We start from the raw sequence: 16,902 nt of genomic DNA, 5'->3' as shown, positions 1-16,902 counted from the left end.
ATCAGGAAGTATGCGACTGCAGATAGTTCTCGAGACCGATGAGCTTGATCAGGCCCAACTGCTTTTCCAGCCAGTAGGTGTGATCTTCTTCGGTGTCGTTCAGCTGAATCCGCAGGATCTCACGACTGACGTAGTCTTTGTGTTGCTCGCAGAGCTCGATGCCTTTGCACAGCGCAGCGCGCACTTTGTACTCAAGGCGCAGATCCGCTTCGAGCATTTCCGGCACCGTGGTGCCAACATCCAGATCATCCGGACGCATACGCGGTGTGCCTTCAAGCATCAGAATCCGGCGCATCAACGCATCGGCGTGACCAGCCTCTTCTTCCATCTCATGGTTGATTCGCTCGTAGAGCTTGGTGAACCCCCAGTCCTCATACATCCGCGAATGAACGAAATATTGGTCACGCGCAGCCAGTTCGCCGGTCAGCAACGTGTTGAGGTAATCGATTACGTCTGGGTGGCCTTGCATCGCCCTACATCTCCCTGCTTGAAAGGCTGTAGTTTGAACCAACCGGACCGGGAGGTCACCCTTTCTACGCAATAAAAGCGAAGATATTCTGAGAAATGAGGCCTAAATAACGCAAAAACCGCCCAAATGAGGGCGGTTCTGCTTCTCGTTTAGACTTCGTTAAGCTGTACGTTGAGCAGCTTTGCGATTGCTTCTCCATACGCCGGATCGGCTTTGTAAAAGTGCTGCAACTGGCGGTCTACGACGTCAGGCGAAACCCCGCTCATTGCCCCGGCAATGTTGCTGACCAACAGAGCTTTTTGCTCGTCACTCATCAAGCGGAACAGCGCACCGGCGTGGCTGTAGTAGTCGGTGTCTTCGCGGTGATCGTAACGATCAGCAGCACCGCTCAAGCTCAGGGCAGGTTCAGCATAATGTGGCGCTTGCTTTGGCGACTCGATGTGGCTGTTCGGCTCGTAGTTGGGCGCCGCACCACCGTTGCTGCCAAAAGCCATCGAGCCATCACGCTGATAGGTATTCACCGGACTGCGCGGAGCATTTACCGGCAATTGCTGGTGGTTGGTGCCGACACGGTAGCGATGGGCATCAGCGTAAGCGAACACACGACCTTGCAGCATGCGGTCAGGCGAGAGACCGACGCCTGGAACCATGTTGCTTGGGCCGAATGCGGCTTGCTCGACTTCGGCAAAGTAATTCAGCGGATTGCGGTTCAATTCCAGCTCACCCACTTCGATCAGCGGGAATTCTTTCTGCGACCAGGTCTTGGTGACATCGAACGGGTTCTCGAAATGCGCCGCAGCTTGAGCCTCGGTCATGATCTGGATACACACGCGCCATTTCGGGAAGTCACCGCGCTCGATCGCCTCGAACAGGTCACGCTGGGCGTAATCCGGATCGGTGCCCGCCAGACGCGCAGCATCTGCCGGTGTGAGGTTTTTGATCCCTTGCTTGGTCTTGTAGTGCCACTTCACCCAGTGACGCTCGCCCTGCGCGCTGATCAGGCTGTACGTGTGGCTGCCGAAGCCATGCATGTGACGGTAGCCGTCGGGAATACCGCGATCAGAGAACAGAATCGTGACCTGGTGCAGCGCTTCGGGTGAATGCGACCAGAAGTCCCACATCATTTGCGCACTTTTCAGGTTGCTTTGTGGCATACGCTTTTGAGTGTGGATGAAGTCTGGAAACTTCAGGGGATCACGAATAAAGAACACTGGCGTGTTGTTGCCAACGATGTCCCAGTTGCCTTCTTCGGTATAAAACTTCAAAGCGAAACCACGGGGATCGCGCTCGGTATCAGCCGATCCACGCTCGCCACCGACAGTGGAGAATCGCAGAAAGGTCGGAGTTTGCTTGCCCACAGACTCGAACAGCTTGGCGCTGGTGTACTGGGTGATATCGCCAGTAACAGTGAACGTACCGTAAGCACCTGAGCCCTTGGCATGTACGCGGCGCTCAGGAATGTTCTCACGGTTGAAGTGGGCGAGCTTCTCGATCAAGTGAAAATCGTCGAGCAGAAGCGGGCCGCGCGGGCCGGCAGAGCGAGAATTCTGGTTATCAGCGACTGGAGCGCCACTGGCGGTCGTAAGCGTTTTCATCTGGCTCATACGGTCTTCTTCCTCTTTCAGTCTTCAAACTGCCGGCTAATCGGCTTGGTGGGAAGTATTGATCATTAACGTGACACCTACAAATTCATTGCCTTGCAGACATCGATAGAAAATTACTAATGATCATTTCCCGCACACGATGACAAAAGAGGGGAGCCGCAAGCTTGTACAAATCAAGCATTTTCTTACAGGCACAAAAAACCGGGCACTAGGCCCGGTTCTTCGTTTCAGACTGACGTCTTACTCAGCGGATACAGCTTCACCGCCGGTAGCACGATCAACCAACTCGACGTACGCCATAGGCGCGTTGTCGCCAGTGCGGAAGCCGCACTTGAGGATGCGCAGGTAGCCACCCTCACGGGTAGCGTAACGCTTGCCCAGGTCGTTGAAGAGCTTACCAACGATAGCTTTCGAACGAGTACGGTCGAAAACCAAACGGCGGTTAGCCAGGCTGTCTGTCTTGGCCAAAGTGATCAGCGGCTCAGCAACGCGACGCAGTTCTTTAGCTTTCGGCAGTGTAGTTTTGATCAGCTCGTGCTCGAACAGCGACACCGCCATGTTTTGGAACATGGCCTTGCGGTGCGAGCTGGTGCGGCTCAGGTGACGACCACTTTTACGATGACGCATGGTTCATTCCTTACCAAACACTACGTTCGGTGATTACGACGATCAGGCAGTCGCCTTGTCGTCCTTCTTAAGACTTGCAGGCGGCCAGTTGTCGAGGCGCATGCCGAGGGACAGACCGCGGGAGGCCAGAACGTCCTTGATTTCTGTCAAGGATTTCTTACCCAGGTTCGGAGTCTTCAACAGCTCTACTTCGGTACGCTGAATCAGGTCACCGATGTAGTAGATGTTTTCCGCCTTAAGGCAGTTAGCCGAACGTACAGTCAGTTCCAGATCGTCAACCGGGCGAAGCAGGATCGGATCGATCTCGTCTTCCTGTTCGACAACCACTGGCTCACTGTCACCTTTGAGGTCGACGAACGCAGCCAACTGCTGTTGCAGAATGGTTGCAGCGCGGCGAATTGCCTCTTCAGGATCCAGAGTACCGTTGGTTTCCAGATCAATAACCAGCTTGTCCAGGTTAGTACGCTGCTCGACACGGGCGTTTTCCACCACGTATGCGATACGGCGAACCGGGCTGAACGAAGAGTCAAGCTGCAAGCGACCGATGCTGCGGCTTTCGTCTTCATCGCTCTGACGCGAGTCGGCTGGTTCATAACCACGACCACGAGCTACAGTGAGCTTCATGTTCAGGGCGCCGTTAGACGCCAGGTTAGCGATTACGTGATCGGGATTAACGATCTCGACATCATGATCCAGCTGAATATCGGCAGCGGTAACCACCCCCGAACCCTTCTTCGACAAGGTCAGCGTAACTTCGTCACGACCGTGCAGCTTGATGGCCAGACCTTTAAGGTTCAACAGGATTTCAATTACGTCTTCCTGTACACCTTCGATGGCGCTGTACTCGTGGAGCACACCGTCAATCTCGGCCTCGACTACTGCGCAGCCGGGCATTGAGGACAACAGGATGCGTCGCAGCGCGTTGCCCAGGGTGTGGCCAAAACCACGCTCGAGAGGCTCGAGAGTGATCTTGGCGCGGGTTGGACTGACAACCTGCACATCAATATGGCGGGGTGTCAGGAACTCATTTACCGAAATCTGCATGGATGCACCTATTTTCTAGCCCTTACTTGGAGTAGAGCTCGACAATCAGGCTTTCGTTGATGTCGGCGGACAGATCACTGCGAGCAGGAACGTTCTTGAAAACGCCCGACTTCTTCTCAGTGTCTACTTCTACCCATTCTACGCGGCCACGTTGGGCACACAGATCGAGAGCTTGGACAATGCGAAGCTGGTTTTTTGCTTTCTCGCGAACTGCAACCACGTCACCAGCACGAACCTGATACGACGGAACGTTTACGGTCTGACCGTTAACGCTGATCGACTTGTGCGATACCAGCTGGCGGGATTCGGCACGAGTCGAACCAAAGCCCATACGGTATACAACGTTGTCCAGACGGCATTCGAGCAGTTGCAGCAGGTTTTCACCGGTTGCACCTTTCTTGCCAGCAGCTTCTTTGTAGTAGCCGCTGAACTGACGCTCGAGAACGCCGTAAATACGACGGACCTTCTGCTTTTCACGCAGTTGGGTGCCGTAGTCGGACTGGCGACCGCGGCGTTGGCCGTGGATACCAGGTGCTGCTTCAATGTTGCACTTCGATTCGATCGCGCGCACGCCGCTCTTCAGGAAGAGATCGGTGCCTTCGCGACGAGCGAGTTTGCATTTTGGACCAATGTAACGAGCCATTCTTTACAATCTCCTGGATTACACGCGGCGCTTCTTCGGCGGACGGCACCCGTTGTGCGGGATTGGCGTCACGTCGGTGATGCTGGCGATCTTATAGCCACAGCCGTTCAATGCACGGACAGCAGACTCACGACCTGGACCTGGACCTTTGACGTTAACGTCGAGGTTTTTCAGGCCATATTCCAGCGCAGCTTGACCAGCACGTTCAGCAGCTACTTGAGCAGCAAACGGGGTGGACTTGCGGGAACCGCGGAAACCCGAACCACCAGAGGTAGCCCAAGAAAGCGCGTTACCTTGACGGTCGGTGATGGTCACGATTGTGTTGTTAAAAGAAGCATGGATGTGGGCGATGCCATCAACCACTGTCTTTTTAACTTTTTTACGAGGACGAGCAGCAGGTTTTGCCATGATTAATTTCCTGTCGATTCGCGTGGGCGATTACTTGCGGATCGGCTTACGCGGACCTTTACGGGTACGCGCGTTAGTCTTGGTACGCTGACCGCGCACTGGAAGACCACGACGATGACGCAGACCACGGTAGCAACCGAGGTCCATCAAACGCTTGATTTTCATGTTGATTTCGCGACGCAGGTCACCTTCAGTGGTGAACTTCGCCACTTCGCCACGCAACTGTTCAATCTGCTCGTCGCTCAGATCTTTGATCTTTGCGGCTGGGTTTACCCCAGTCTCTGCGCAAATTTTCTGCGCAGTAGTGCGACCAACACCATAGATGTAGGTCAGCGAGATAACAGTGTGCTTGTTATCTGGAATGTTAACGCCTGCAATACGGGCCATTCAGTGGGACTCCAATTGACAGCTACCTACGCCCCGGAAGCCAAGAAATAGGGCGCGAGATAATATCGCTGTAATAACAAATAATCAACCCGGCAGCGCACTAGCTGCCGGGCTTCAAGCGGATCACACTCAGCCTTGGCGCTGTTTGTGACGCGGTTCCGCGCTGCAAATTACTCGAACAACACCTTCGCGGCGAATAATTTTGCAGTTACGGCACAGCTTTTTCACCGATGCACGAACTTTCATCACCAACTCCTCGAACCTTATGGGTACTCAGCGCAACATGCCGCTGCCGTAACCCTTCAGGTTGGCTTTCTTCATCAGGGATTCGTACTGGTGCGAAACGAGGTGCGATTGTACTTGGGACATGAAGTCCATCACAACCACGACCACGATCAGCAACGAGGTCCCGCCAAGGTAGAACGGAACGTTTGCCGCAACCACCAGGAACTGGGGCAACAGACATACGGCCGTCATATATAGAGCACCGAACAGGGTCAAACGAGTCAGAACGCCATCAATGTAGCGCGCCGACTGCTCGCCCGGACGGATGCCCGGAATAAAGGCACCGGACTTCTTCAGGTTTTCCGCTACGTCTTTCGGATTGAACATCAACGCCGTATAGAAGAAGCAGAAGAAAATAATCCCTGCACTAAACAGCAGAATATTCAACGGCTGACCAGGAGCGATCGACTGCGAGATGTCCTGCAACCAGCCCAAACCTTCAGACTGACCGAACCAGGTACCCAACGAAGCCGGGAACAGCAAAATGCTGCTCGCGAAAATAGCCGGAATAACACCGGCCATGTTCACCTTCAGCGGCAAGTGGCTAGTCTGCGCAGCGAAGACCTTACGGCCTTGCTGACGCTTGGCGTAGTGAACAGCAATACGACGCTGACCACGCTCAATGAACACCACAAAACCGATAATCGCTACTGCCAGCAAACCGATCGCAACAAGGGCAAAAATGTTGATGTCACCCTGACGCGCAGACTCGAAAGACTGCCCGATCGCTCTCGGAAGACCGGCGACGATACCTGCGAAAATCAACATCGAGATACCGTTGCCAACACCACGCTCAGTAATCTGCTCACCCAGCCACATCATGAACATCGCACCAGCCACAAAAGTGGATACCGCGACGAAATGGAAGCCAAAGTCACCAGTGAACGATACGCCCTGCCCCGCCAGACCAATGGACATGCCAATAGCCTGAACGAGAGCGAGAACGACAGTGCCGTAGCGGGTGTACTGAGCAATCTTGCGACGCCCAGCTTCACCTTCCTTCTTCAACTGTTCCAACTGCGGGCTGACGGCTGTCATCAGTTGCATGATGATCGATGCCGAAATGTACGGCATGATCCCCAGTGCAAAGATGCTCATCCTTTCCAGCGCGCCGCCGGAGAACATGTTGAACAAGCTAAGAATGGTCCCCTCATTCTGTCGAAACAGTTCTGCGAGTCGGTCCGGGTTGATACCTGGAACCGGGATGTGTGCGCCTATTCGGTAGACGATAATCGCCAGGAACAGAAAACGCAGACGAGCCCAGAGTTCAGACATACCGCCTTTGCCGAGCGCAGAGAGAGCACCTTGCTTAGCCATTTATTCCTCGAACTTGCCGCCAGCTGCTTCGATAGCCGAACGCGCACCTTTGGTGGCGCCGATTCCCTTGCCGATAGTGACAGCGCGAGTCACTTCACCGGACAGCATGATTTTCACACGCTGTACGTTGACGTTAATCACGTTGGCATCTTTCAGGGACTGCACGGTGACGATGTCGCCTTCCACTTTAGCCAGCTCGGACAGACGCACTTCTGCGCGATCCATAGCCTTCAGGGAAACGAAACCGAACTTCGGCAGGCGACGATGCAGCGGCTGTTGACCGCCTTCAAAGCCTGGAGCAATGGTGCCACCGGAGCGGGAGGTCTGACCTTTGTGGCCGCGGCCACCAGTCTTACCCAAACCGCTACCGATACCACGGCCCGGACGATGCTTTTCACGACGGGAACCCGGCGCTGGACTCAGATCATTGAGTTTCATCGATTAACCCTCGACACGCAGCATGTAGTAAGCCTTGTTGATCATCCCGCGATTCTCGGGAGTATCCTGGACTTCTACAGTGTGACCGATGCGACGCAGACCGAGACCCTTAACGCACAATTTGTGGTTAGGGATGCGGCCGGTCATGCTTTTGATCAGCGTTACTTTAACGGTAGCCATGATCAGAAGATCTCCTTGACGGTCAAGCCACGCTTGGCGGCAATAGACTCAGGAGATTGCATGGCTTTCAGACCCTTGAAAGTGGCGTGAACCACGTTTACCGGGTTAGTCGAGCCGTAGCACTTGGCCAGAACGTTCTGAACGCCAGCAACTTCGAGGACAGCACGCATAGCGCCACCAGCGATGATACCGGTACCTTCAGAAGCAGGCTGCATGTACACCTTCGAAGCGCCGTGAGCGGACTTCATTGCGTACTGCAGAGTGGTGCCGTTCAGGTCAACTTGAATCATGTTGCGGCGAGCAGCTTCCATTGCCTTCTGGATCGCAGCAGGCACTTCACGTGACTTGCCACGGCCGAAGCCAACACGCCCTTTACCATCACCAACCACGGTCAACGCGGTGAAAGTGAAGATACGGCCGCCTTTAACGGTTTTGGCTACGCGGTTAACTTGAACCAGCTTCTCAATGTAGCCTTCGTCGCGCTTTTGGTCGTTATTTGACATAACTTAGAACTCCAGCCCAGCTTCACGAGCAGCATCAGCCAGCGCTTTAACGCGGCCGTGATACTTGAAGCCAGAGCGGTCGAAAGCCACTTGCGAGACGCCAGCGGCCTTAGCACGCGTAGCGACCAGCTGGCCAACCTTTGTGGCCGCGTCGATGTTGCCAGTGGCACCATCACGCAGTTCTTTATCCAAAGTCGAGGCGCTTGCCAGGACTTTGTTGCCGTCGGCCGAGATGACCTGGGCGTAGATGTGCTGCGACGAGCGGAACACGCAGAGACGCACGACTTCGAGTTCGTGCATTTTCAGGCGTGCTTTGCGAGCGCGACGCAGTCGAGTAACTTTTTTGTCGGTCATTTGCTATGCCCTACTTCTTCTTGGCTTCTTTACGACGGACGACTTCGTCCGCGTAGCGCACACCTTTGCCTTTGTACGGCTCTGGTGGACGGAAGTCGCGGATCTCAGCGGCCACTTGACCTACCAGCTGCTTATCGATGCCCTTGATCAGGATATCGGTCTGGCTAGGAGTCTCAGCGGTAATGCCTTCCGGCAGTTCGTAATCCACTGGGTGCGAGAAGCCAAGGGCAAGGTTCAAAACCGTGCCTTTTGCTTGCGCTTTGTAACCAACACCGACCAGCTGGAGCTTACGCTCGAAGCCTTGGCTTACGCCTTGGACCATGTTGTTTACCAACGCACGCGTGGTACCGGCCATTGCGCGAGTTTGTTGATCGCCATTGCGAGCAGCGAAACGCAGCTCACCAGCTTCTTCAACAATCTCAACGGACGAATGGATGTTCAGTTCAAGAGTGCCCTTGGCACCCTTCACCGAAAGCTGTTGGCCTGCGAATTTTACTTCGACACCGGCTGGCAGCTTAACGGGGTTCTTAGCGACGCGAGACATGCTTATCCCCCCTTAGAACACAGTGCAAAGAACTTCGCCGCCGACACCGGCAGCGCGCGCAGCACGATCCGTCATCACACCTTTGTTGGTGGAGACGATAGACACGCCAAGACCGCCACGAACTTTCGGCAGATCTTCAACGGACTTGTACTGACGCAGGCCTGGACGACTAACGCGCTTCACTTCTTCGATAACCGGACGGCCTTCGAAGTACTTCAGCGAGATGGACAACGACGGCTTAGCGTCGGTGGTGATCTGAAAATCCGCGATGTAACCTTCGTCCTTCAGGACTTTTGCTACAGCCACCTTCAGCGTGGAAGACGGCATGCTTACGACAGACTTTTCAGCCATCTGGGCATTACGGATTCGAGTTAGCATGTCCGCTAACGGGTCCTGCATACTCATGGGCTAGACGCTCCTAATACAGAAAAATTAGCCTTGCGGCTACTACTTGTCGCCGAGAACTTCCGGGCATGAAAAACACGGGCTCAGGCGAGCCGGTCATTCTAGACACACCCCAGAAATGAATCAAGCCCCAAAAGGGGCTTGATTCAAATTCAAGGCCACCGGTAGTCAGATTCTTGCGGACCCGACCATCGAGGCTTTGACAGCGATTACCAGCTGGCTTTAACCAGACCTGGAACGTCACCACGCATTGCAGCTTCACGCAACTTGTTACGGCCAAGGCCGAACTTGCGGTAAACGCCGTGCGGACGACCAGTCAGGCGGCAACGGTTACGCATGCGCGAAGCGCTTGCGTCACGTGGTTGCTTCTGCAGAGCTACGGTAGCTTCCCAACGTGCTTCTGGACTTGCGTTCAGATCAACGATGATAGCTTTCAGCGCTGCACGCTTGGTGGCGTACTTGGCAACAGTGAGCTGACGCTTCAGCTCACGGTTTTTCATGCTCTTCTTGGCCATTTTCCTACTCCAATCAGTTGCGGAACGGGAATTTGAAAGCACGCAGCAGAGCGCGGCCTTCATCATCGTTCTTGGCAGTGGTGGTCAGGGTAATGTCCAGACCGCGGAGAGCATCGATCTTGTCGTAGTCGATTTCCGGGAAAATGATCTGCTCTTTTACGCCCATGCTGTAGTTACCACGACCATCGAAGGACTTGGCATTCAGGCCGCGGAAGTCGCGAACCCGAGGCAGGGAGATCGACAGCAGACGATCCAGGAACTCATACATACGCTCACGGCGCAGAGTCACCTTGACACCGATCGGCCATCCTTCGCGGACTTTAAAGCCAGCGATGGATTTACGAGCGTAGGTCACAACGACTTTTTGGCCGGTGATCTTTTCCAGGTCAGCAACAGCGTGCTCGATGACTTTTTTGTCACCGATCGCTTCGCCCAGACCCATGTTCAGGGTGATTTTGGTAACGCGCGGAACTTCCATCACGTTCGAAAGCTTAAGTTCTTCCTTAAGTTTCGGAGCGATTTCCTTCCGGTAAATCTCTTTTAGTCGTGCCATGGTCTTCTACCTAGCAGTGTTCAAGCATCAACCGCTTTTTGGGTCGACTTGAAGACACGAATTTTCTTACCTTCTTCTACTTTGAAACCAACGCGGTCAGCCTTGTTGGTTTCGCCATTGAAGATGGCTACGTTAGAAGCGTGCAGTGGCGCTTCTTTCTCGACGATACCGCCTTGTACGCCCGACATAGGGTTAGGCTTGGTATGACGCTTGACCAGGTTCAGACCACCAACAACCAGACGGTTGTCAGCAAGAACCTTCAGCACCTTACCGCGCTTACCTTTGTCTTTGCCGGCGATCACGATGATCTCGTCGTCACGACGAATCTTTTGCATGTCGGATCTCCTTACAGCACTTCTGGGGCGAGCGAGACGATCTTCATGAACTTCTCAGTACGAAGTTCACGGGTCACTGGCCCAAAGATACGGGTGCCGATCGGCTCTTGCTTGTTGTTCAGAAGAACAGCAGCGTTGCCATCAAAGCGGATAATGGAGCCATCAGCACGACGTACGCCGTGACGAGTGCGGACTACAACAGCAGTCATCACTTGGCCTTTTTTCACCTTACCGCGAGGAATTGCTTCCTTCACGGTAACTTTGATGATGTCACCGATACCAGCGTAACGACGATGGGAGCCACCCAGCACCTTGATGCACATAACACGGCGAGCGCCGCTGTTATCGGCCACATCGAGCATGGATTGAGTCTGAATCATATAATTTCTCCGACCCCTAGTCCTTAGACTTCCACAGCGCGTTCGAGAACATCAACCAGTGCCCAAGACTTAGTCTTGGCCATCGGACGAGTTTCACGAATAGTGACTTTGTCGCCGATATGGCACTGATTGGTTTCGTCGTGCGCGTGCAGCTTAGTCGAACGCTTAACATATTTACCGTAGATCGGGTGCTTAACGCGACGCTCGATCAGAACGGTGATGGTTTTGTCCATCTTGTCGCTGACAACACGGCCAGTCAGCGTACGGACAGTTTTTTCGGCTTCAGCCATGATCACTTACCTGCCTGCTGGTTAAGCACAGTCTTCACGCGAGCGATGTCACGCTTAACTTGCGAGAGCAGATGAGACTGCCCCAACTGGCCAGTTGCTTTCTGCATACGCAGATTGAACTGGTCGCGCAGCAAGCCGAGCAGTTGCTCGTTCAGCTGCTGTGCGGATTTTTCACGAAGTTCATTCGCTTTCATCACATCACCGTCCGTTTAACAAAGGCGGTGGCGAGCGGCAGCTTTGCAGCAGCCAGGGCAAAAGCCTCACGCGCCAGCTCTTCAGTTACACCCTCGATTTCATACAGGACTTTGCCTGGCTGAATCTGGGCTACCCAGTATTCCACGTTACCCTTACCTTTACCCATCCGAACTTCGAGGGGCTTTTTGGAAATCGGCTTGTCCGGGAATACACGGATCCAGATCTTGCCGCCACGTTTAACGTGACGGGTCAGAGCACGACGCGCTGACTCGATCTGACGAGCGGTGAGACGACCACGAGCTACAGACTTCAGCGCGAACTCGCCGAAGCTGACTTTGCTACCGCGCTGAGCCAGGCCACGGTTGTGACCTGTCATCTGCTTGCGGAACTTCGTACGCTTAGGTTGCAACATTTGGCGTACCCCTTACTTAGCAGCTTTTTTACGAGGCGCTGGTGCTTGTGGTTTCAGTTCTTCTTGGCGACCACCAATTACTTCGCCTTTGAAGATCCAAACCTTTACACCGATCACACCGTAAGTGGTGTGAGCTTCGTAGTTGGCATAGTCGATGTCGGCACGCAGGGTGTGCAATGGCACACGCCCTTCGCGATACCATTCAGTACGTGCGATTTCAGCACCGCCGAGACGACCGCTCACTTGGATTTTGATGCCTTTGGCACCAATGCGCATGGCGTTCTGAACAGCGCGCTTCATAGCGCGACGGAACATTACGCGACGCTCCAGCTGCTGAGCTACGCTCTGCGCAACCAGCATACCGTCGAGCTCCGGCTTGCGGATCTCTTCGATATTGATGTGCACAGGCACACCCATTTGCTTGGTCAGGTCCTGACGCAGTTTCTCAACATCTTCACCTTTCTTCCCGATAACGATACCTGGACGAGCAGTGTGGATGGTGATACGTGCAGTTTGCGCCGGACGATGGATATCGATACGGCTTACGGACGCGCTTTTTAGTTTGTCTTGGAGATACTCACGCACCTTCAGATCAGCGAACAAATAGTCCGCATAAGTCCGACCGTCTGCGTACCAGACGGAGGTGTGCTCCTTGACGATTCCCAGGCGAATGCCAATGGGATGTACTTTCTGACCCATCTCTTCGACTCCGTTACTTGTCAGCAACCTTGACAGTGATATGGCAAGACCGCTTGACGATGCGATCAGCACGGCCTTTGGCACGTGGCATGATGCGCTTCAGCGAACGCCCTTCGTTGACGAAAACGGTGCTGACCTTCAGGTCATCAACGTCTGCGCCTTCGTTATGCTCGGCGTTGGCTACGGCCGACTCCAGCACTTTCTTCATGATCTCGGCGGCTTTCTTACTGCTGAAAGCCAACAAGTTGAGCGCTTCGCCCACCTTCTTCCCGCGAATCTGGTCGGCGACCAAGCGGGCTTTCTGGGCGGAGATTCGAGCGCCCGACAACTTAGCGGCTACTTCCATTTCCTAACCCCTTAACGCTTGGCTTTCTTGTCTGCCACGTGCCCACGATAAGTGCGGGTACCGGCAAACTCGCCCAGTTTGTGGCCGACCATGTCTTCGTTAACGAGAACTGGGACGTGTTGACGACCGTTGTGTACTGCGATGGTCAGACCGACCATTTGTGGCAGGATCATCGAACGACGCGACCAAGTCTTAATTGGTTTGCGATCGTTCTTTTCCGCCGCCACTTCGATCTTCTTCAGTAGGTGAAGATCAATAAAAGGACCTTTTTTCAGAGAACGTGGCACTGTCGTATCCCTCTATTTACTTGCGACGACGGACGATCATTTTGTCGGTACGCTTATTACCACGAGTCTTCGCGCCCTTAGTCGGGAAGCCCCATGGCGATACCGGATGACGACCACCAGAGGTACGACCTTCACCACCACCATGTGGGTGGTCAACCGGGTTCATGGCAACACCACGAACGGTTGGGCGAACGCCACGCCAGCGTTTGGCACCAGCTTTACCCAGCGAACGCAGGCTGTGCTCGGAGTTCGAGACTTCACCCAGGGTCGCACGGCATTCAGCCAGGACTTTACGCATTTCACCGGAGCGAAGACGCAGGGTAACGTACACACCTTCACGAGCGATCAGCTGAGCCGAGGCACCAGCGGAACGAGCGATCTGTGCGCCTTTACCTGGCTTCAATTCGATGCCGTGTACGGTGCTACCAACTGGAATGCTGCGCAGTTGCAACTGGTTGCCTGGCTTGATCGGAGCCAAAGCACCCGAAATCAGCTGGTCGCCAGCACTCACGCCTTTAGGGGCGATGATGTAACGGCGTTCGCCGTCTGCGTACAACATAAGAGCAATGTGAGCAGTACGGTTTGGATCGTATTCAATACGCTCAACAGTGGCTGGAATGCCATCTTTGTCGTTGCGACGAAAATCGACCATACGATAATGCTGCTTATGACCACCACCGATGTGACGGGTAGTAATACGGCCATTGTTGTTACGACCACCAGTCTTCGATTTTTTCTCGAGCAGCGGTGCGTGAGGAGCGCCTTTATGCAGCTCCTGGTTGACCACCTTGACCACAAAACGGCGGCCAGGGGAAGTCGGTTTGCATTTAACGATTGCCATGATGCACCCCTTCCTTACTCAGCACTGCTGCTGAAATCGAGATCTTGGCCTGGCTGAAGGGAGATAACTGCCTTCTTCCAGTCATTGCGCTTGCCCAGACCGCGAGCCGTGCGCTTGCTCTTACCCAGAACGTTCAGGGTAGTAACACGCTCAACTTTCACGCTGAACAGGCTTTCGACGGCCTTCTTGATTTCCAGCTTGGTTGCGTCAGTTGCAACCTTGAAAACGAACTGGCCCTTCTTGTCAGCCAGAACCGTAGCCTTTTCGGAAACGTGCGGGCCAAGCAGAACTTTAAATACGCGTTCCTGGTTCATCCCAGCAGCTCCTCGAATTTCTTCACGGCCGACACGGTGATCAACACCTTGTCGTATGCGATCAGACTAACTGGATCGGAACCTTGAACGTCACGTACATCTACGTGCGGCAGGTTACGAGCAGCCAGGTACAGGTTCTGATCAACAGCGTCCGACACGATGAGAACATCGGTCAGGCTCATGTTGTTCAGCTTGCCCAGCAGATCTTTGGTTTTCGGAGTTTCAACAGCGAAATCCTGAACCACGACCAGACGATCAGTACGCACCAGCTCAGCAAGGATGGAACGCATTGCTGCGCGATACATCTTCTTGTTCAGCTTCTGGGAGTGATCCTGCGGACGAGCTGCGAAAGTGGTACCGCCGCCACGCCAGATTGGGCTACGGATAGTACCGGCACGAGCACGGCCAGTACCTTTCTGACGCCATGGGCGCTTACCGCCACCACGAACGTCGGAACGGGTCTTTTGCTGCTTGCTACCTTGACGGCCGCCGGCCATGTAGGCCACGACTGCTTGGTGAACCAGCGTCTCGTTGAATTCGCCGCCAAATGTCAGTTCGGAAACTTCGATCGCTTGAGCGTCATTTACATTTAATTGCATGTCAGCTTCCCCTTAACCGCGAGCCTTGGCTGCTGGACGTACAACCAGGTTGCCGCCAGTAGCGCCAGGAACAGCACCCTTGACCAACAACAGATTGCGTTCAGCGTCCACGCGCACTACTTCCAGGGACTGCACGGTCACGCGCTCAGCGCCCATATGACCGGACATTTTTTTGCCCTTGAATACACGACCAGGAGTCTGGCACTGGCCGATAGAGCCTGGGACGCGGTGGGATACGGAGTTACCGTGGGTGTTATCTTGCCCGCGGAAATTCCAACGCTTGATCGTACCCTGGAAGCCCTTACCCTTGGACTGACCGGTTACATCAACCAGTTGACCAGCGGCGAAGATTTCAGCGTTGATCAGATCGCCAGCCTGGTAGTCGCCTTCTTCAAGACGGAACTCCATGACAGTGCGACCAGCGGCAACGTTCGCCTTAGCGAAGTGGCCAGCCTGAGCAGCTGTAACACGCGAAGCACGACGCTCGCCTACAGTGACTTGCACTGCACGATAGCCATCGGTCTCTTCAGTTTTGAACTGGGTGACGCGATTCGGTTCGATCTCAATGACCGTGACCGGAATGGAGACACCTTCTTCGGTGAAAATACGGGTCATACCGCATTTACGACCGACTACACCAATAGTCATGTTGTAAACCTCATGAGTGTACGGGGCTTTCACCCGCTATGGCCGCCCATTTCAGAGCGTTACACGACTAAGACCGAGTCTTAGCCGAGGCTGATCTGCACTTCCACACCGGCCGCAAGATCAAGCTTCATAAGTGCATCAACGGTTTTATCCGTTGGCTGGACGATGTCCAGAACGCGCTTATGAGTACGGATCTCGTACTGGTCACGCGCGTCTTTGTTGACGTGCGGGGAGACCAGAACGGTGAACCGCTCTTTACGGGTAGGCAGTGGAATTGGACCACGCACTTGAGCACCAGTACGTTTCGCGGTTTCCACGATTTCCTGGGTGGATTGGTCGATCAGGCGATGGTCAAAAGCCTTCAACCTGATACGGATTTGCTGATTTTGCATTGGATTTCAGACTCCGGCTGCTATTCCCACCGAGCGCAATACGCCCGTTAAAAGGAGGCGCAATTCTATAGACGCCCCAGATTGGTGTCAACCCAATAAAAAAAGCCCCCGCTAAGCGGAGGCTTTCTTCAATTCATCATTTAACTCAAAAGAGTTAGGCGATGATTTTGGCTACGACGCCAGCGCCGACGGTACGACCGCCTTCACGGATAGCGAAACGCAGACCGTCTTCCATTGCGATGGTCTTGATCAGGGTGACAACCATTTTGATGTTGTCGCCCGGCATTACCATTTCAACGCCTTCCGGCAGTTCGCAGTTACCGGTCACGTCAGTGGTCCGGAAGTAGAACTGTGGACGGTAGCCTTTGAAGAACGGAGTGTGACGACCGCCTTCTTCTTTGCTCAACACGTACACTTCAGCTTCGAAGGTAGTGTGCGGCTTAACCGAACCCGGCTTAACCAGAACCTGACCACGCTCTACGTCGTCACGCTTGGTGCCGCGCAGCAGCACGCCACAGTTCTCGCCAGCACGACCTTCGTCGAGCAGCTTACGGAACATTTCAACACCGGTGCAGGTGGTGACAGTAGTGTCACGCAGACCAACGATTTCCAATGGATCCTGAACGCGAACGATACCGCGCTCGATACGGCCAGTTACAACAGTACCGCGACCCGAGATCGAGAATACGTCTTCGATTGGCATCAGGAACGGCTTGTCGATTACGCGAACTGGATCCGGAATGTAGGTATCCAGAGTTTCCACCAGCTTACGAACGGCAGTGGTGCCCATTTCGTTGTCGTCTTTGCCTTCCAGAGCCATACGAGCCGAACCGATGATGATCGGAGTGTCGTCGCCTGGGAAGTCATAGGTGGACAGCAGGTCGCGAA

31 protein-coding genes are annotated in these 16,902 nt (G+C 54.3%); all 31 read right to left on the bottom strand.

Features of this window, described 5'->3' with window-relative positions; all coding sequences use genetic code 11:
- Window position 1: 1 nt before the first annotated feature.
- A complete protein-coding gene (bfr, locus tag H8B20_RS24225; protein ID WP_047303712.1) occupies window positions 2-469 on the bottom strand; it encodes a bacterioferritin in 468 nt (155 codons plus the stop codon).
- Window positions 470-618: 149 nt separating this feature from the next.
- Window positions 619-2,073: a catalase gene (locus tag H8B20_RS24220; RefSeq protein ID WP_042561337.1), complete on the bottom strand. Its 1,455-nt coding sequence runs from the start codon at window positions 2,071-2,073 to the stop codon at window positions 619-621.
- Window positions 2,074-2,313: 240 nt separating this feature from the next.
- Complete coding sequence (gene rplQ, locus H8B20_RS24215; RefSeq protein WP_042561338.1) at window positions 2,314-2,700, bottom strand: 50S ribosomal protein L17; 387 nt, start codon at window positions 2,698-2,700, stop codon at window positions 2,314-2,316.
- A gap of 42 nt (window positions 2,701-2,742) precedes the next feature.
- Window positions 2,743-3,744 carry a DNA-directed RNA polymerase subunit alpha gene (locus H8B20_RS24210; protein WP_003186012.1) on the bottom strand — a complete coding sequence of 334 codons (1,002 nt, stop codon included), beginning with the start codon at window positions 3,742-3,744 and terminating at the stop codon, window positions 2,743-2,745.
- Window positions 3,745-3,766: 22 nt separating this feature from the next.
- Complete coding sequence (gene rpsD, locus H8B20_RS24205) at window positions 3,767-4,387, bottom strand: 30S ribosomal protein S4 (RefSeq protein ID WP_003176404.1); 621 nt, start codon at window positions 4,385-4,387, stop codon at window positions 3,767-3,769.
- A gap of 18 nt (window positions 4,388-4,405) precedes the next feature.
- Window positions 4,406-4,795, bottom strand: coding sequence for a 30S ribosomal protein S11 (gene rpsK / locus H8B20_RS24200; protein WP_002555466.1), 390 nt, complete (start codon window positions 4,793-4,795; stop codon window positions 4,406-4,408).
- Between the two features lie 30 nt (window positions 4,796-4,825).
- A complete protein-coding gene (rpsM, locus tag H8B20_RS24195; protein ID WP_009045849.1) occupies window positions 4,826-5,182 on the bottom strand; it encodes a 30S ribosomal protein S13 in 357 nt (118 codons plus the stop codon).
- A 129-nt stretch (window positions 5,183-5,311) separates the two neighbouring features.
- Window positions 5,312-5,428 (bottom strand): 50S ribosomal protein L36, encoded by a 117-nt coding sequence (gene rpmJ, locus H8B20_RS24190; protein ID WP_002555468.1) that lies wholly within the window; start codon window positions 5,426-5,428, stop codon window positions 5,312-5,314.
- 27 nt (window positions 5,429-5,455) lie between these two features.
- Complete coding sequence (secY, locus tag H8B20_RS24185) at window positions 5,456-6,784, bottom strand: preprotein translocase subunit SecY (protein WP_042561339.1); 1,329 nt, start codon at window positions 6,782-6,784, stop codon at window positions 5,456-5,458.
- Window positions 6,785-7,222 carry a 50S ribosomal protein L15 gene (gene rplO / locus H8B20_RS24180; RefSeq protein ID WP_042561340.1) on the bottom strand — a complete coding sequence of 146 codons (438 nt, stop codon included), beginning with the start codon at window positions 7,220-7,222 and terminating at the stop codon, window positions 6,785-6,787.
- A gap of 3 nt (window positions 7,223-7,225) precedes the next feature.
- Window positions 7,226-7,402: a 50S ribosomal protein L30 gene (gene rpmD / locus H8B20_RS24175; RefSeq protein WP_003176408.1), complete on the bottom strand. Its 177-nt coding sequence runs from the start codon at window positions 7,400-7,402 to the stop codon at window positions 7,226-7,228.
- Window positions 7,403-7,404: 2 nt separating this feature from the next.
- Window positions 7,405-7,905 (bottom strand): 30S ribosomal protein S5, encoded by a 501-nt coding sequence (gene rpsE, locus H8B20_RS24170; protein ID WP_003176409.1) that lies wholly within the window; start codon window positions 7,903-7,905, stop codon window positions 7,405-7,407.
- A gap of 3 nt (window positions 7,906-7,908) precedes the next feature.
- Window positions 7,909-8,259, bottom strand: a complete 351-nt coding sequence (rplR, locus tag H8B20_RS24165; RefSeq protein ID WP_003186037.1) for a 50S ribosomal protein L18 — start codon at window positions 8,257-8,259, stop codon at window positions 7,909-7,911.
- A gap of 10 nt (window positions 8,260-8,269) precedes the next feature.
- Window positions 8,270-8,803, bottom strand: a complete 534-nt coding sequence (gene rplF / locus H8B20_RS24160; RefSeq protein WP_003176412.1) for a 50S ribosomal protein L6 — start codon at window positions 8,801-8,803, stop codon at window positions 8,270-8,272.
- Window positions 8,804-8,815: 12 nt separating this feature from the next.
- Window positions 8,816-9,208, bottom strand: a complete 393-nt coding sequence (gene rpsH, locus H8B20_RS24155) for a 30S ribosomal protein S8 (RefSeq protein WP_007966178.1) — start codon at window positions 9,206-9,208, stop codon at window positions 8,816-8,818.
- Window positions 9,209-9,417: 209 nt separating this feature from the next.
- Window positions 9,418-9,723 (bottom strand): 30S ribosomal protein S14, encoded by a 306-nt coding sequence (rpsN, locus tag H8B20_RS24150; RefSeq protein ID WP_003228726.1) that lies wholly within the window; start codon window positions 9,721-9,723, stop codon window positions 9,418-9,420.
- A gap of 13 nt (window positions 9,724-9,736) precedes the next feature.
- Window positions 9,737-10,276 carry a 50S ribosomal protein L5 gene (gene rplE, locus H8B20_RS24145; RefSeq protein WP_003210069.1) on the bottom strand — a complete coding sequence of 180 codons (540 nt, stop codon included), beginning with the start codon at window positions 10,274-10,276 and terminating at the stop codon, window positions 9,737-9,739.
- Between the two features lie 20 nt (window positions 10,277-10,296).
- Window positions 10,297-10,611 carry a 50S ribosomal protein L24 gene (rplX, locus tag H8B20_RS24140; RefSeq protein WP_042561341.1) on the bottom strand — a complete coding sequence of 105 codons (315 nt, stop codon included), beginning with the start codon at window positions 10,609-10,611 and terminating at the stop codon, window positions 10,297-10,299.
- A gap of 11 nt (window positions 10,612-10,622) precedes the next feature.
- Entirely contained in the window at window positions 10,623-10,991 is a 369-nt protein-coding gene (rplN, locus tag H8B20_RS24135; RefSeq protein ID WP_002555479.1) for a 50S ribosomal protein L14, read from the bottom strand.
- Window positions 10,992-11,014: 23 nt separating this feature from the next.
- Window positions 11,015-11,281, bottom strand: coding sequence for a 30S ribosomal protein S17 (gene rpsQ / locus H8B20_RS24130; protein WP_003194644.1), 267 nt, complete (start codon window positions 11,279-11,281; stop codon window positions 11,015-11,017).
- 2 nt (window positions 11,282-11,283) lie between these two features.
- Window positions 11,284-11,475: a 50S ribosomal protein L29 gene (gene rpmC / locus H8B20_RS24125; protein ID WP_002555481.1), complete on the bottom strand. Its 192-nt coding sequence runs from the start codon at window positions 11,473-11,475 to the stop codon at window positions 11,284-11,286.
- A complete protein-coding gene (gene rplP / locus H8B20_RS24120; protein WP_003232424.1) occupies window positions 11,475-11,888 on the bottom strand; it encodes a 50S ribosomal protein L16 in 414 nt (137 codons plus the stop codon). The genes rpmC and rplP overlap by 1 nt, the downstream gene beginning before the upstream one ends.
- A gap of 12 nt (window positions 11,889-11,900) precedes the next feature.
- Window positions 11,901-12,587, bottom strand: a complete 687-nt coding sequence (rpsC, locus tag H8B20_RS24115) for a 30S ribosomal protein S3 (protein WP_003176422.1) — start codon at window positions 12,585-12,587, stop codon at window positions 11,901-11,903.
- Between the two features lie 13 nt (window positions 12,588-12,600).
- Window positions 12,601-12,933: a 50S ribosomal protein L22 gene (rplV, locus tag H8B20_RS24110; protein WP_003103908.1), complete on the bottom strand. Its 333-nt coding sequence runs from the start codon at window positions 12,931-12,933 to the stop codon at window positions 12,601-12,603.
- 11 nt (window positions 12,934-12,944) lie between these two features.
- Window positions 12,945-13,220, bottom strand: a complete 276-nt coding sequence (gene rpsS, locus H8B20_RS24105) for a 30S ribosomal protein S19 (RefSeq protein WP_003228731.1) — start codon at window positions 13,218-13,220, stop codon at window positions 12,945-12,947.
- 16 nt (window positions 13,221-13,236) lie between these two features.
- On the bottom strand, window positions 13,237-14,061 hold the full coding sequence (rplB, locus tag H8B20_RS24100; protein ID WP_042561342.1) for a 50S ribosomal protein L2: 825 nt from the start codon (window positions 14,059-14,061) through the stop codon (window positions 13,237-13,239).
- A gap of 14 nt (window positions 14,062-14,075) precedes the next feature.
- On the bottom strand, window positions 14,076-14,375 hold the full coding sequence (rplW, locus tag H8B20_RS24095; RefSeq protein ID WP_002555488.1) for a 50S ribosomal protein L23: 300 nt from the start codon (window positions 14,373-14,375) through the stop codon (window positions 14,076-14,078).
- On the bottom strand, window positions 14,372-14,974 hold the full coding sequence (gene rplD / locus H8B20_RS24090; RefSeq protein WP_003228735.1) for a 50S ribosomal protein L4: 603 nt from the start codon (window positions 14,972-14,974) through the stop codon (window positions 14,372-14,374). The genes rplW and rplD overlap by 4 nt, the downstream gene beginning before the upstream one ends.
- A gap of 12 nt (window positions 14,975-14,986) precedes the next feature.
- Window positions 14,987-15,622, bottom strand: a complete 636-nt coding sequence (gene rplC / locus H8B20_RS24085; RefSeq protein ID WP_007253310.1) for a 50S ribosomal protein L3 — start codon at window positions 15,620-15,622, stop codon at window positions 14,987-14,989.
- A gap of 80 nt (window positions 15,623-15,702) precedes the next feature.
- Entirely contained in the window at window positions 15,703-16,014 is a 312-nt protein-coding gene (gene rpsJ / locus H8B20_RS24080; protein ID WP_003186070.1) for a 30S ribosomal protein S10, read from the bottom strand.
- A 154-nt stretch (window positions 16,015-16,168) separates the two neighbouring features.
- Window positions 16,169-16,902, bottom strand: a 734-nt coding sequence (locus H8B20_RS24075; RefSeq protein ID WP_241866079.1) for an EF-Tu C-terminal domain-related protein, incomplete at its 5' end; no start/stop codon positions are given.

The organism is Pseudomonas sp. P42 (assembly GCF_017973755.1).
GTDB lineage: Bacteria > Pseudomonadota > Gammaproteobacteria > Pseudomonadales > Pseudomonadaceae > Aquipseudomonas > Aquipseudomonas iridis.
Note: the sequence above shows the minus strand (reverse complement) of the source record. Positions and strands in the feature narration are given on the sequence as shown.

Bases quoted from the DNA above. Each gene is read 5' to 3' on its own strand.
- rpsQ (WP_003194644.1), bottom strand. From the start codon at position 11,281: ATGGCTGAAGCCGAAAAAACTGTCCGTACGCTGACTGGCCGTGTTGTC.
- rplN (WP_002555479.1), bottom strand. From the start codon at position 10,991: ATGATTCAGACTCAATCCATGCTCGATGTGGCCGATAACAGCGGCGCT.
- rplE (WP_003210069.1), bottom strand. From the start codon at position 10,276: ATGGCACGACTAAAAGAGATTTACCGGAAGGAAATCGCTCCGAAACTT.
- rplF (WP_003176412.1), bottom strand. From the start codon at position 8,803: ATGTCTCGCGTCGCTAAGAACCCCGTTAAGCTGCCAGCCGGTGTCGAA.
- secY (WP_042561339.1), bottom strand. From the start codon at position 6,784: ATGGCTAAGCAAGGTGCTCTCTCTGCGCTCGGCAAAGGCGGTATGTCT.
- rpmD (WP_003176408.1), bottom strand. From the start codon at position 7,402: ATGGCTACCGTTAAAGTAACGCTGATCAAAAGCATGACCGGCCGCATC.
- rplO (WP_042561340.1), bottom strand. From the start codon at position 7,222: ATGAAACTCAATGATCTGAGTCCAGCGCCGGGTTCCCGTCGTGAAAAG.
- rplD (WP_003228735.1), bottom strand. From the start codon at position 14,974: ATGCAATTAAATGTAAATGACGCTCAAGCGATCGAAGTTTCCGAACTG.
- rplW (WP_002555488.1), bottom strand. From the start codon at position 14,375: ATGAACCAGGAACGCGTATTTAAAGTTCTGCTTGGCCCGCACGTTTCC.
- rpsJ (WP_003186070.1), bottom strand. From the start codon at position 16,014: ATGCAAAATCAGCAAATCCGTATCAGGTTGAAGGCTTTTGACCATCGC.
- rpsM (WP_009045849.1), bottom strand. From the start codon at position 5,182: ATGGCCCGTATTGCAGGCGTTAACATTCCAGATAACAAGCACACTGTT.
- rpsN (WP_003228726.1), bottom strand. From the start codon at position 9,723: ATGGCCAAGAAGAGCATGAAAAACCGTGAGCTGAAGCGTCAGCTCACT.
- rpsH (WP_007966178.1), bottom strand. From the start codon at position 9,208: ATGAGTATGCAGGACCCGTTAGCGGACATGCTAACTCGAATCCGTAAT.
- rpsD (WP_003176404.1), bottom strand. From the start codon at position 4,387: ATGGCTCGTTACATTGGTCCAAAATGCAAACTCGCTCGTCGCGAAGGC.
- rplR (WP_003186037.1), bottom strand. From the start codon at position 8,259: ATGACCGACAAAAAAGTTACTCGACTGCGTCGCGCTCGCAAAGCACGC.
- rplB (WP_042561342.1), bottom strand. From the start codon at position 14,061: ATGGCAATCGTTAAATGCAAACCGACTTCCCCTGGCCGCCGTTTTGTG.
- rpsC (WP_003176422.1), bottom strand. From the start codon at position 12,587: ATGGGTCAGAAAGTACATCCCATTGGCATTCGCCTGGGAATCGTCAAG.
- rpmC (WP_002555481.1), bottom strand. From the start codon at position 11,475: ATGAAAGCGAATGAACTTCGTGAAAAATCCGCACAGCAGCTGAACGAG.
- rpsK (WP_002555466.1), bottom strand. From the start codon at position 4,795: ATGGCAAAACCTGCTGCTCGTCCTCGTAAAAAAGTTAAAAAGACAGTG.
- rplQ (WP_042561338.1), bottom strand. From the start codon at position 2,700: ATGCGTCATCGTAAAAGTGGTCGTCACCTGAGCCGCACCAGCTCGCAC.
- rpmJ (WP_002555468.1), bottom strand. From the start codon at position 5,428: ATGAAAGTTCGTGCATCGGTGAAAAAGCTGTGCCGTAACTGCAAAATT.
- rplC (WP_007253310.1), bottom strand. From the start codon at position 15,622: ATGACTATTGGTGTAGTCGGTCGTAAATGCGGTATGACCCGTATTTTC.
- rplV (WP_003103908.1), bottom strand. From the start codon at position 12,933: ATGGAAGTAGCCGCTAAGTTGTCGGGCGCTCGAATCTCCGCCCAGAAA.
- H8B20_RS24220 (WP_042561337.1), bottom strand. From the start codon at position 2,073: ATGAGCCAGATGAAAACGCTTACGACCGCCAGTGGCGCTCCAGTCGCT.
- rpsE (WP_003176409.1), bottom strand. From the start codon at position 7,905: ATGTCAAATAACGACCAAAAGCGCGACGAAGGCTACATTGAGAAGCTG.
- rplX (WP_042561341.1), bottom strand. From the start codon at position 10,611: ATGCAAAAGATTCGTCGTGACGACGAGATCATCGTGATCGCCGGCAAA.
- rplP (WP_003232424.1), bottom strand. From the start codon at position 11,888: ATGTTGCAACCTAAGCGTACGAAGTTCCGCAAGCAGATGACAGGTCAC.
- bfr (WP_047303712.1), bottom strand. From the start codon at position 469: ATGCAAGGCCACCCAGACGTAATCGATTACCTCAACACGTTGCTGACC.
- H8B20_RS24210 (WP_003186012.1), bottom strand. From the start codon at position 3,744: ATGCAGATTTCGGTAAATGAGTTCCTGACACCCCGCCATATTGATGTG.